The 11,627-nt window shown below is 75.1% G+C and carries 11 protein-coding genes; 8 read left to right on the top strand and 3 right to left on the bottom strand.

Translation table 11 applies throughout. The annotated features are described in order from the left end of the window. Positions 1 to 116: 116 nt before the first annotated feature. From K7I03_RS32245 to K7I03_RS32235, 3 genes are all read left to right on the top strand, one after another. A complete protein-coding gene (locus K7I03_RS32245; protein WP_224347326.1) occupies positions 117 to 1,151 on the top strand; it encodes an Lrp/AsnC family transcriptional regulator in 1,035 nt (344 codons plus the stop codon). A 284-nt stretch (positions 1,152 to 1,435) separates the two neighbouring features. Continuing rightward, complete coding sequence (locus K7I03_RS32240; protein WP_051072525.1) at positions 1,436 to 1,831, top strand: roadblock/LC7 domain-containing protein; 396 nt, start codon at positions 1,436 to 1,438, stop codon at positions 1,829 to 1,831. Positions 1,832 to 1,924: 93 nt separating this feature from the next. Beyond that, positions 1,925 to 2,299, top strand: coding sequence for a hypothetical protein (locus K7I03_RS32235; protein WP_004941414.1), 375 nt, complete (start codon positions 1,925 to 1,927; stop codon positions 2,297 to 2,299). A gap of 22 nt (positions 2,300 to 2,321) precedes the next feature. Here K7I03_RS32235 and K7I03_RS32230 read toward each other — a convergent pair whose 3' ends face one another. Together K7I03_RS32230 and K7I03_RS32225 are read right to left on the bottom strand one after the other, a co-directional pair. Then, the gene (locus K7I03_RS32230; RefSeq protein WP_185945418.1) at positions 2,322 to 3,161 is read right to left on the bottom strand and encodes an alpha/beta fold hydrolase; all 840 of its coding nucleotides are present in this window, start codon (positions 3,159 to 3,161) and stop codon (positions 2,322 to 2,324) included. 54 nt (positions 3,162 to 3,215) lie between these two features. Then, entirely contained in the window at positions 3,216 to 3,998 is a 783-nt protein-coding gene (locus tag K7I03_RS32225) for an alpha/beta fold hydrolase (protein ID WP_185945419.1), read from the bottom strand. A 149-nt stretch (positions 3,999 to 4,147) separates the two neighbouring features. Between K7I03_RS32225 and K7I03_RS32220 the strand changes: the two genes are divergently transcribed. Both K7I03_RS32220 and K7I03_RS32215 read left to right on the top strand, forming a co-directional pair. Next, positions 4,148 to 5,032 carry a LysR family transcriptional regulator gene (locus tag K7I03_RS32220; protein ID WP_185945420.1) on the top strand — a complete coding sequence of 295 codons (885 nt, stop codon included), beginning with the start codon at positions 4,148 to 4,150 and terminating at the stop codon, positions 5,030 to 5,032. 90 nt (positions 5,033 to 5,122) lie between these two features. Next, positions 5,123 to 5,680, top strand: a complete 558-nt coding sequence (locus tag K7I03_RS32215) for an NUDIX hydrolase (RefSeq protein ID WP_221903542.1) — start codon at positions 5,123 to 5,125, stop codon at positions 5,678 to 5,680. Between the two features lie 439 nt (positions 5,681 to 6,119). Here the strand turns inward: K7I03_RS32215 and K7I03_RS32210 are convergent, their stop codons facing one another. Further along, positions 6,120 to 7,133: a DMT family transporter gene (locus K7I03_RS32210; RefSeq protein WP_224347325.1), complete on the bottom strand. Its 1,014-nt coding sequence runs from the start codon at positions 7,131 to 7,133 to the stop codon at positions 6,120 to 6,122. A gap of 415 nt (positions 7,134 to 7,548) precedes the next feature. Between K7I03_RS32210 and K7I03_RS32205 the strand changes: the two genes are divergently transcribed. The 3 genes from K7I03_RS32205 (at position 7,549) to K7I03_RS32195 (ending at position 11,585) form a co-directional block, all read left to right on the top strand. After that, the gene (locus K7I03_RS32205; protein ID WP_185945422.1) at positions 7,549 to 8,673 is read left to right on the top strand and encodes a baeRF2 domain-containing protein; all 1,125 of its coding nucleotides are present in this window, start codon (positions 7,549 to 7,551) and stop codon (positions 8,671 to 8,673) included. Positions 8,674 to 8,746: 73 nt separating this feature from the next. Next, positions 8,747 to 9,292 carry a type 1 glutamine amidotransferase domain-containing protein gene (locus tag K7I03_RS32200; protein WP_185945423.1) on the top strand — a complete coding sequence of 182 codons (546 nt, stop codon included), beginning with the start codon at positions 8,747 to 8,749 and terminating at the stop codon, positions 9,290 to 9,292. Positions 9,293 to 9,413: 121 nt separating this feature from the next. Beyond that, positions 9,414 to 11,585, top strand: coding sequence for an FUSC family protein (locus K7I03_RS32195; RefSeq protein ID WP_185945424.1), 2,172 nt, complete (start codon positions 9,414 to 9,416; stop codon positions 11,583 to 11,585). Positions 11,586 to 11,627: the final 42 nt, after the last annotated feature.

Below are 11,627 nucleotides of genomic sequence, written 5' to 3'. Positions count from 1 at the left end.
TCCGGGCCGCGGAGCGGTCTCCACGTCACCCGCGCCGCAACCATCCGCCGGAACACCCGCCTCGCACAGCCAGGACCGCGTCGGGCGCGGAATCCGACAGCATTTACCGTGGGACGGTGAATCTCGACACCGCGCCCGACGACCAGCGAGCGGTGCTGCCGCCGCTCGACACCTCCGACCAGGCCCTCGTCCACGCCCTCCAGATCGACGGCCGGGCGCCGTTCCGCAGGATCGCCGAGGTTCTCGGCGTCTCCGATCAGACGGTCGCCCGCCGCTACACGCGGCTGCGGTCGGCCGGCGTCCTGCGGGTACTGGGGCTGACCGAGCCGCTGCGCCTGGGGCAGGCGCCGTGGATCGTCCGGATCCGCTGCGCGCCGGGCGCGTCCGCGCAGATCTCCGCGGCGCTGGCCCGGCGCCGGGACACCACCTGGATCAATCTGACGGCGGGCGGTACAGAGATCGCCTGTCTGGTGCGGCCGGAGCGGCCCGGGGAGGGCGTGCTGCTGCTGGAGAAGCTGCCGGGCACGCCCCGTGTGGTGGACGTGGCGGCCCACTCGCTGCTGCATGTCTTCTTCGGGCAGGAGCGCAGCCTGCTGACCAAGTCGGGCCCGCTCTCCGCCGGCCAGGTGGCCGCGCTGTCCCCCCGGGACGCCCCGGCGTCCCCACCCGCCGACCCCGGCCCGGCCTTCCCGGTCGACGCGGCGGACCACCGGATGTTCGACGTCCTGGCGCTGGACGGCCGGGCCTCCGTCGGGGAGCTCGCGGCGGCCACCGGCTGGTCGCAGACCACGGTGCGGCGCCGGATGGCGGAGCTGCGGGCGGCCGGGGTGCTGTACTTCGACGTCGACTACCACCCACGGCTGCTCCAGCGGAACTTCCGTTCCCTGCTGTGGCTGAACGTCGAGCCGTCCCGGATCGAGGAGGTCGGCAGGGCGCTCTCCGCCCATCCGGAGGTGGCGTTCGCGGCGGCGATCACGGGGGACGCCAACGTGCACGTCAGCGTGACGACGCCGGACGTCACGGCGTTCTACCGCTACCTCACGGGTCCGGTGGCGGCGCTGCCCGGCATCCTGGGCACCGGCTCGGCGCCCGTCCACCGCACGGTGAAAGGGGCCGGGCCGCTGTGGACGCCGCAGTGGGGGCAGTGGTGAGCCGCCGAAGGCAAGGGGCCCACTGGGCAGTTGTGGTCCGGACCAATCGAAACGTCGATTTCCGGACCTCTCCCCTCTCGTGCCTCTGAGGAATGTGACGGGGGAAAATGCCGAAACCCTCCCCCCGCCACTCCCCTTTCGCATACCTTCCGTCGCAACGGACACGCCACCGGTAATCGCCCGAGGGCGGGAGAGGATTGTGTGACCGTGCCGTGCACCCGCCCGACTCCACCGAATCCATCATGAGGCGCACCTTGAGGCAGTTCGCCGGAAGGAGGCAGTCGATGACCGCCGCACCACCCGAAGTGCTCGCCGAGTTACAGGAGTTACGGGTCAGGGTTCCGTATCTGACCGGTGCGATGGTGGCGAGCACGGACGGCCTGGTGATCGCCCACCTGCTCGCCAACGCGGAACCCGACGGGGTGGCCGCGCTGACCGCCGCGGCGCTGGGCGTGGGAGCCCGGCTGACGGACGCGGTGGGCCACGGCGGCTTCCGCGAGCTGCTGGTCAACGGCGAGTTCGGCTACGTGGCCACCTACGCGGCGGGCACCGCCAGCGTCCTGACGCTGCTGGCCACCGCCGACGCGAACGTCGGCCGGCTCAACATCGAGGCCCGCCGGGCCTGCCCCCGCCTCGGCGCCCTGATCGACGGCGCCCTCCAGCGGCAGCGGCAGCCGTAGCGGCGCGCCCCCGACGACTCACGGGGGCGATCCACTCCGTGAAGCGCCCCCGTACGTCCCGCATCCCTTACCGACACCGAAAGCGGAACTCTCATGGCCAACACCGAAATGGCACTCAAGGACGCGATGAACTCCATCGAGGGGGCCATCGGCGTCGCGCTCGTCGACTACGGCAGCGGCATGGCGCTCGGCACCCTGGGCGGCAACCAGTCGATCGACCTCAACGTGGCCGCGGCGGCCAACACCGACGTCGTCCGGGCCAAGCTGCGCGCCATGGAGATGCTGAACCTCCAGGACCGCATCGAGGACATCCTCATCACCCTCGGCACCCAGTACCACCTGATACGGCTGCTCACCGGGCGCGGGGGCAGCGGCCTCTTCCTCTACCTCGTGCTGGACGCCAAGCGGGCCAACCTGGCGATGGCCCGCCACCAGCTCAAGCGCATAGAGAGCGACCTGGAGGTCTGAGCGCCGGGCGGTCACCGGACGGTCAGCGCAGGCCCGCGGGCTCGCGCTCGGCGGCCGCGCGCTCGTCGAGGAAGGCCGCGAGCTTCGCGGCGAAGCCCTCCGGGTCCTCCCCCGGAGCGCCGTGCCCGGCGTCGATCTCCGCGTACCGGCTGTCCGCGATGCCGGACAGCAGCGCCTGCTGCTGGCCCGCGTCGATGATCCGGTCGTGCGCGCTGGCCAGCACGAGGGTGGGCGCGGTGATCCGGCCCAGCAGCGGGCCCAGGTCGACCGTCAGATCGGCCTCGGTCTGCCGGTCGGTGCCGTGGGCGATCGCCCCGGAGAGCGCGCCGACCAGGGCCTCGTAGGACGCGTCGTCCGTGTGCTCCCAGTACCGCGGGCCGAAGGCCATCAGCGGCAGCATCCGGACGAACAGGTCCGTGCCGTGCAGGGCGTCGGTCCGCAGCAGGGCGAGCCAGTAGCGGAACTCGGCGGCCATCCGGGAGTCCGTGCGCACCCACGCGGCGTGCAGCGCCAGCGAGCGGACCCGGCCGGGGTGCGTCGCCGCGAGGTGTACGGCCACGACGGCACCCAGCGAGTGGCCGGCCAGGTGGAAGGTGGCGAGCCCGGCGTCGTCGGCGGCGGCGAGGACCTCGTCGGCGAGGTCGGCGACGGTGAGGGGGCCGCCGTGGTCGGTGGTGGCGCCGGATCCGGAGAGGTCGGGCGCGACCACGGTGAAGCGGTCGGCGACGGCCCCGGTCAGGGGCTGCCACTGCTCCTTCGTGGCGCCCGTGCCGTGGACGAGGACCAGGCCGGGGCCGGACCCGGTGCGGTCGTAGGCGACGGTGGCCTCGCCGTGGGACAGAGTGGCGGTGGTGCTGGGCATGGGTGTCCGTTTCTCGTGTGAAGCGTGAAGTGTGAAGTGTGAAGGGGGATGTGGCTACGCGGGGACGCCGGCCCGGATGGCGGTGAGCAGACCCCGCAGCGCCTCGTTGAAGGCGGCGGGCCGCTCCTGGTGCGCCATGTGGGCGGCGCCGGCGATGACGCGGACCTCGGCGCCGGGGGTCAGCCCGGCGCACTCCCGGGAGATCGCGACGGGGATGTGGCTGAGCTCGCCGTGGACGTAGTGGACCGGCACCCGCAGCTCCGGCAGTACCGGGCGCGGGTCGTACGCGAGGGCCTGGTCGAACTGCCGGTCGATGAAGGTGCCCGAGTCCAGGATCTGGCGGATCGTCCAGTCGGCCAGCGCCGGCGAGGCGTCCGGCCCGAACCAGCCGGGGACCCAGCCGGCCACGGTGCCCGCCCGGTCCTCGCGCAGGCCGTCGAGGAGGTCCGTGGGCAGCGGTTCGAGCGTCGGCCAGTGGGCGGAGCCGTCCACCGAGACCGCCCCGGCGACCAGTCCGGGGTGGCGCAGGGCGAGTTCGAGGGCGAAGACGGCGCCGATGGACGAGCCGACGACCACGGGCCGGTCCAGCCCCAGGGCGTCGATCAGTTCGGCGGTGTCGCGGACCACGCCGTCGATGTCGTTGCCGGCTGCGGGCCGGTCCGACCGGCCGCAGCCGCGCCAGTCGACGGTGACGACGCGGTGGTCCGGGGTGAACGCGGGGAGCTGGGCGCCCCACACCCGGCCGCTGGTCCCCCAGCCGTGCAGGAACAGCAGGGCCGGTCCGGTGCCCTCGTCCTCGTAGTAGAGCGTGGTGCCGTTGACGTTCGCGTACGGCATGGCGGGCTCCTCCCCGGGCGGTCGGGCCGGCGCTGGATGCCGGTCCGTCGATGGCCCCACTCCATCGCGCCGCCCGCCCGCGACCAAGGTGCGAAGTGCGCCTACACTCATCACGAATCGAGATCGGTGCAGGTGAGGGGCGGGCGAACGTGGAACTCCGGCAGCTGGAGTACTTCCTGGCGGTGGCGGAGGAACTGCACTTCGGGCGGGCCGCCGAGCGGCTGCACATCGTGCAGTCGGCCGTGAGCCAGCAGGTGCGCCGGCTGGAGCGGGAGCTGGGGATGCCGCTGTTCGACCGGACGACCCGGGCCGTCGGGCTGACGGAGGCCGGACGGCGGCTGCTGCCGCACGCCCGTGAGGTGCTGGCCGCGCGGGAACGGGCCCGGGCCGCCGTCGACGAACTGCGCACCGAGCGCGCCGCCACCCTGCGGCTCGGCACCAGCTCGGGCCTGGGCGCCCGGCTGGAGGCGATCCTCGACGGCTTCGCCCGGCTCGCCCCCTCGGCCCAGCTGGAACTCGTCACCGCCGCCACGGACGACCGGCTGCGCCGCGTCCGCTCCGGCGAGCTGGACGCGACCCTGCTGCGCGGCGGCCGGCCGGTCCCCGGGCTGGAGTTGCTGCCGCTGTGGGAGGACGACGTCATGGTCGCGCTGCCCGCCCGGCACGACCTCGCGGTGCGCGACACGATCGACATGGCCGATCTGGCCGGGCTCCCGCTGCGGCTGTCCGGCCCCGAGCGCAACCCCGCGCTGTACGACCTGGTGGTGCGCTCGTGCGAGGAGGCCGGTTTCACCCCGGAGTTCGGCCCGGAGTTCACCACGGCCCAGGACACCCTGGCGTCCATCGGGTACGGAAAGCCGTCCTGGACGGTCTTCTACGCGCCGCACGCCGACCAACTGCCCGTGCCGGGCGTGGTCTTCCGGCGACTGCGCGCCCCCGCGCCGGTCATGCGGGCGTACCTGGCGGTGCGCCCGGACCCGCCGCGGGCGGAGCTGCGGGCGCTGATCGAGGCGTGCCACCGCGCGGCGGCCTGAGCCGGGCGGGGCGGGAGTGCCGGGCGGGCGGAAGTTCCGGGCGGGATAATTCCGTTGGGCCGCGGCCGGCCGCTCCCTAGGATGCGGCACATGATCGCCTCCTCCGCGTCCGTCGCGGACCTCCTGAACCGCCACCGCCCCGCCGACGACCGGGAGCGCGCCGACGTCGAGCGGATACGCGCCCTGCTCGCCGCCGACGACGACCCCTGGCAGCGCGTCCTGCCCCTGCACCTCACCGCGACCGCGGTGATCGTCCATCCGGAGAGCCGCCGGGTCCTGCTCCGCCGCCACCCGCGTCTCGGTTCCTGGCTGCTGGTGGGCGGGCACGGCGATCCCGGGGAGTCCGACCCGCTGGCCGTGGTGGCGCGGGAGGGGCGGGAGGAGACGGCGCTGACGGACCTGGCGCCGTGGCCGGACGGGGAGTTGACGCACGTCGTGGTGGTGCCGGTGCCCGCCTCCGACCGCGAGCCGGCCCACGACCACGCCGACCTGCGCTTCGTCCTGGCGACCGGGACGCCGGAGGCGGTCCGCCCCGAGCACCCGGAGGCGGAGCTGCGCTGGGCGGGCGTGGACGAGGCGTTGGGGATGGTGGCCGAGGAAAACGTGCGCGAGACGCTGTCCCGGGTACGGCCGCTGCTGGAGGGCTGACGCGGGGCGCCTGGCACGGCGGGGGCGTGGCGGGGGGGGCCTGTCGCGAGAGCACCCGGCGTGGCGCGGGGCCGGCGTGAGGCAGGGCTGGGGTGACGCGGGGCCGGCATGTGCGGCCTGGTGCGACGGACCGCCGGGCGCGGGCCGGGCAGCGCGAGCATGAGCGCGAGGGGCCCGGCGGACGCCAGCCCGGCGCGATGCCGGCCTGGTTGCGCGGGGCGGCAGGATGCGAGTCCAGCATGCGGGGCCTGCGCGACGCGGGCCCGACGTGCGAAGCCCGGCATGCCACGGGCCCGGCACCCCACAGGCCCGGTGCGCCGCAAACCCTGCGCCACGCCACCGGCACGGCCGGCTCGGCGCAGGGCAACCGGCCAGGCAGGCGGCCCGCACGGGCAGCGTCCCGCCCGGCAAGCCGCCGGCTCGGCGACCGGCAGCCGGCTCAGCGTCCCGCGGCCACCGCGTGCTGTCCGCGCGCCCGTTCGCCGTCGGCCGCCGACGCGTCCGCCGCCGGCGTGTCCACAGCCGTACGGCCACGGCCGCTCGACGCGATCGGCCCGGTGCCGCCGTTCTTCCGCCGGGGCGGCGTGCGACGCGTCGCGGCGACGGCCACGCCGAGCAGCACGATCAGGCCGCCGACGCCGGCCAGCGGCGCGGGGACGTTGCCGAACAGGGCGGCGTCCAGGGCCAGGGCCGCGACGGGCACGGCGTAGAGCACCAGCGAGCTGGTGGCCGCCGTCGCGGCGCGCAGGACGCGCGACCAGGTGCAGAAGGCGAGGACGGTGCAGCCGAGGCCGAGCCAGCCGACGGCCGTACCCTGCCGCCAGCCGACCGCGGCCGACTGCCGTACGGCGTCGGGGACCGCGAACAGCAGCGGCAGCAGGCCGAAGAGGCTGCCGTAGAAGATGCAGTCCAGCCCCGAGTAGCGGCGCAGCAGCGGCTTCTGGAGGACGAACGAGGTGGCCTGCGCGGCCGCGGCGACGACGATCATCGCCATGCCGGCGTGCGAACCGCCGCCCGCGCCGCCGGCCATGGCGACGACGAGAGCTCCGCCGAGCGCGACCAGCAGGCCGGCGACGCCCCGGGCGCCGGGCCGTTCCTTGAGGACGAGCATGCCGAGGAGCGTGGCGAAGACGGGCGAGGTGGCCACCAGCATGGCGGCGGTGCCGCCCTCGACGTGCCGTTCGCCCGCGTACAGCAGGAGTTGGTAGGCGGTCATGCCGGTGAGGCCGAAGCCCGCCATCCGCAGCGCGTCCGCCCGGCGCAGCCGGCTGATCCGGCCGGTGAGGGCGCAGGGGACGAGGATCGCCGCGGCGCAGACGAGGCGCAGGATGGCGATGGACGTCGGGGAGTAGCCGTCGAGGGCGACGCGGATCGCGGGGAAGGCGGACCCCCAGAGGATCGCCGTCGCGGCCATGAACGTCCAGGGGGACGTCGTTCGGCGCTCGGCCGTCATGGGAGGTCACCGCCCATCGGTAGGGGACGTGCAGAAGGGCCGTGGGAAGCGGTTGTCCGCCGTTTTTCCGGGCCGCTTTCGACGCTAGCGGCATTCCACCCATAAGTCGAATAATGAATTCCGTGATAAAACCCAAGGCTTCCTTTGGGATTCCCCGGAGAAGCGGCCGGGGAGCGGGTCGTCCGCGGGCACGACAAGGGGGCCGGGGTCGCGCCGGGCGCCCTCCCCTCCTCGGGGCGCCGACCCTTCCCCGGCCCGCTCAACTCCCATGATTCCAGAGCGCATTCATTCAGTCACGACCTGTAACCGGACGGCCGGGGTGCGGCTCCCGGCCCCGCGCCCCGGCGTGCGCCGTTGTGCCCCATCTGCTCAGCTGGATGAGTGGGCGCAAACCGCCCCGGGAGGAGGAGTCCACATGGCTATGGCCACTCGGGATGCCACCCGGACCGGCACCGGGACCCTGCGCGAGCTGCTGGCCGCGCCGGGCCCGTTCGCGTCGGTCTATTTCGACCTCGAAGCACGCCCCGAGCGGGCGGAGGAGGCCGGGGCCCGCTGGCGCGAACTGGCCGCCCGGCTCGCCCGCGAGGGCGCCGACGCGGCCACCGTGGACGCGCTCACGGCCCGCGTCATGGACGCGCTGCCGGGCACCGGCGTCCTCGCCCTCTTCGCCTCGCACGGCGAGGTGCGCCACGCCGCCGGGCTGCCCGGCGGACACCACGGCGACGTCGCCGAATTCGCCGCCGTACCGCACCTGTTGCCGCTGCTGGAGTGGCGGCAGGAGCACCCCGCGCACGTCGTCGCCGTCGTCGACCGCACCGGCGCCGACCTCCTCGTCCACCCCGAGGGCGGCACCGAGGCCCGGCGGCGTACGGTCCAGGGGACCGACGACGAGATCCTGCGCACGTCGGGCCTGCCGAACATGCGCTTCCAGCACCGCGCCGAGGACTCCTGGGAGCGGAACGCGAAGGTCGTCGCCCAGGCCGTGGACGAGGCGCTCGCCGAGGTCTCGGCGTCCCTGCTGCTGGTCGCGGGCGACGTCCGGGCCCGGCAGTACCTGACCAAGCACCTGCCCGCGCGGGTCCGCCGGGACGTGACCGTCGGGCACATCAGCGGCAGCCGGTCGGCGGACGGCTCGGCGGCGGTGCGGACGTCCCGTACCGAGACCGAGGTGGCCCGGGCCGGCCACGCCCGGACCGCGGAACTGCTGCGCACGCTGGAGCATGAGCTCGCGCCCGGTGGGCACGCGGTCGAAGGGGTCCGCGCCACACTCGACGCGCTCGCCGTCGGCCGGGTGGGGACCCTGACGGTCACCGACGACCCGCGGGACCAGCGGACCGCCTGGTTCGGCGACTCGCCGGCCGAGCTCGCCGAGCGCCGCGACGACCTGCCGCCGGACGGCGGCGGGGAGCCGCACGAGGGGCGCCTCGCCGACGTGGCGGTCCGGGCGGCCCTGCTGACCGGCGCCGACGTACGGGTGCTGGAGCCGGGCGAGCCCCGGACCCCGGCCCAGGGCACGGGCGGCATCTGCCGCTACCCGTGACGGCCGTCACCGCGGTGTCACGGGTGACCGTCGAGACAGCCGATCCAGACGAGCAGGACAAGGAGAACACCGTATGAAGGTGGCATTTCTCGTGGCCCCCGAAGGCATCGAACAGGTCGAGCTGACCGACCCGTGGCAGGCGGTCCTGAACGCCGGCGGCACCCCGCGCCTCGTCTCCACCGAGCCGGGCAGCGTGCAGGCGTTCCACCACCTCGACAAGGCCGACACCTTCCCCGTCGACGACGTGGTGGACCAGGTGTCCGTCCAGGAGTACGACGGGCTGGTGCTCCCCGGCGGCGTGGCCAATCCGGACGCGCTGCGGATGCACGAGGGCGCCGTGTCCTTCGTCAAGTCCTTCTTCTCGGCGGGCAAGCCCGTCGCCGCGATCTGCCACGCCCCGTGGACGCTGGTGGAGGCCGACGTGGTGCGCGACCGGACCCTGACCTCATGGCCCAGCCTGCGCACCGACGTCCGCAACGCGGGCGGCACCTGGGTGGACGAGCAGGTGAAGGTGTGCACCGGCGGCCCCAACACCCTGATCACCAGCCGGAAGCCGGGCGATCTGCCGGCCTTCTGCTCGGCGTTCGTGAAGGAGTTCCGGCAGACCGCGAACGCCTGACCGCGACCGCCCGGGCGCAGGCGTCCGACCGACGCGGCCGGCGGCACCCCGCCCGTCACGACGGGACGCGGGCGGCCGCCGGCCGAGTTGCGGCGACGGGCGGCGCCCCTAGCGTGGCACTGTGATCGGCACACCGGATCTCCGAGCCGGTACGGGCGGACCGCTCCGCCGGCTCCTGCGCGCTCCGGGCGCACCGGAGGCACTGCGCCGCGCCGCCTGGGTGACCGTCGCCGGCTGCGCGGGGTTCTACACGTTCGCCTACGGCTTCGGCCGGCGCGACATGGCGCTCTTCGCCATGTTCGGCGCACTGCCCCTGATCCTCTTCTCCTCGGTTCCGGGGCCACCCGCTCGGCGCACCGGGACCCTGCTGCTGACGCTGCCCGTCGGCTGGGCGCTGGTCACCGCCGGCACCCTGCTCGCCGTCCGCGACTGGGCGGCGGCGCTGGGGATGCTGGTGGTGGGCTTCGTCGTCTCCCTGCTCGCGAACGGGGGGCCGCGGACGGCCGGCCCGGCGCCCGCCTTCCAGCTGTACTACGTGCTCCCCTGCTTCCCTCCCTACGCGCCGGACGCCCTGCCCGCCCGCCTGGCCGGCCTCACCGTCGGCATCCTGCTCACCGCCCTGGTGGACCGGCTGCTGTGGCACGAGCCGCGACCCGTCCCGTACCGGACGCTGCTCGCCGACGCCACCGCGGCCACGGCCGGCTACTGCGCCGCCGTCGGGCGCCTCCTGGCCGGTGACGCGCCCCCCGAGGACGTCCGGTGCGCGCGGGAAGCGGCCGACCGGGCCCTGACGGCGACGCTGCTGTCCGAGGTGCCGCCCACCGAACGCCCCACCTCCGCCACGCCCGGCGACCGGGCCCTCAGTCACACCCGGGCCACGGTGCGGTACGTGCGCGATCTCCTGAACGGCATCGTCGACAACCGCGGCGAGCCGGTGCCCGGCGCGCCCGCGCTGCTGCGGCACTGCGCGGACTCCCTGCGCCGCACCGCCTCGTCGCCGCGCCCGGACGTCCGGGACCCTGAGGACGAGGACGCTCTGCCCGCCGCGCTGGCCGCGTTCGACGAGGAACGGGTCCGGGGGCTCGCCCGGGCCACGCCCGGACGGCTGCGGCAGGACGCCGTGGTCCGCCAGGTGGCGGAAGGGACCCTCGTGGCGGCCGAGGCGGGGCGCCTCGCGGCCGGCGGGCGGCTGTCCGCCGCCTGGGACTACCCCGGCAGCCCCTTCGCGTACGCCGGCGTGGGCACCGCCGCGTGGTGGTGGCACCGGCTGGCCGTGCGCCTGACGCCGACGTCCGTGCTGTTCCGGAACGCCGTCCGGCTCTCCCTCGCGCTCGCCTGCGCGCGGCTCCTGGTCGGCGTCCTGGCACTGCCGCACGGCTTCTGGGTGCTGCTGGCGATCCTCAGCCTCATGCGCACCTCCGCGGCCGACACCCGGGCCGCGCTGATGCCCGGTATCGTCGGAACGGTCGTGGGCGGCGTCCTCGCCACCGGAATGCTGCTGGCCGTGGACGGCACGACCGTCTTCTACGCGGTCTTCACCCCCGTCTTCCTGCTCGTGGGCCTGACCGTGGGCCCTGTGCTCGGCCCCGCGTGGACCCAGGGCGTGGTGACCGTCCTCCTCGTGCTGGTCTTCGGCCAGGTGTCGCCGCCCGAGTGGAACCTGCCCGCCGTGCGGGTCCTCAGCGTGCTGGTCGGCGGCGGGATCGGCGCGGTGGCGAGCCTGCTCGCCTGGCCCCGGGGCGCGACCGGACAACTGCGGCGTGACATCGCCGACTTCCTGACCCGGGCCGCCGCGGCGTGCCCGGCCGTGACCGCCCGGCTGGTCCGCCCGCACGGCGGCGGCGTGGGCGAACTGGCGACGGCGCGGCGGGCCTTGTTCCTCGCGCAGGGGACCTACCTCCAGTACCACATGGAGGCCGCCTCGCGGGACGGCCGGGACCCGTCCTGGGAGGCGTTCATGCTCCCCGGGTACGCGGCGGTCGGCGGCGGCGCCATGATGCTCGCCCGGCGCCGGGACGGCGACCGGCCGCCGCTGCCGGCCGCCGCCGGCGAGGAGTTGGCCGGGCTGGCGGGGCTGGCGGCGGCGGAGTGCCTGGCGGCCGCGGAGGCCCTCCGCTCGGGGCGGGCTCCCGGACGGGACTCCGACGGCGCCCCGCCCGCCGAGGCGTCCGGCGCTCTGCGCTGGGCGGCCGGCCATGCGGCGTCGGCCACGGTGGCCGACGTCCTGCTGGTCGCCGAAGCGGAGGCTTGGCTGGCGGGGGTGGTGCGGGACGCGGGGGCGGCCCGCGGGTGAGGGTGCCCCGGTCCCGCCCTTTCACCGTTTCTTGCAGGGGCT

The sequence above is a fragment of the Streptomyces mobaraensis genome, assembly GCF_020099395.1.
GTDB lineage: Bacteria > Actinomycetota > Actinomycetes > Streptomycetales > Streptomycetaceae > Streptomyces.
This window is presented reverse-complemented; position numbering and strand designations above follow the sequence as displayed.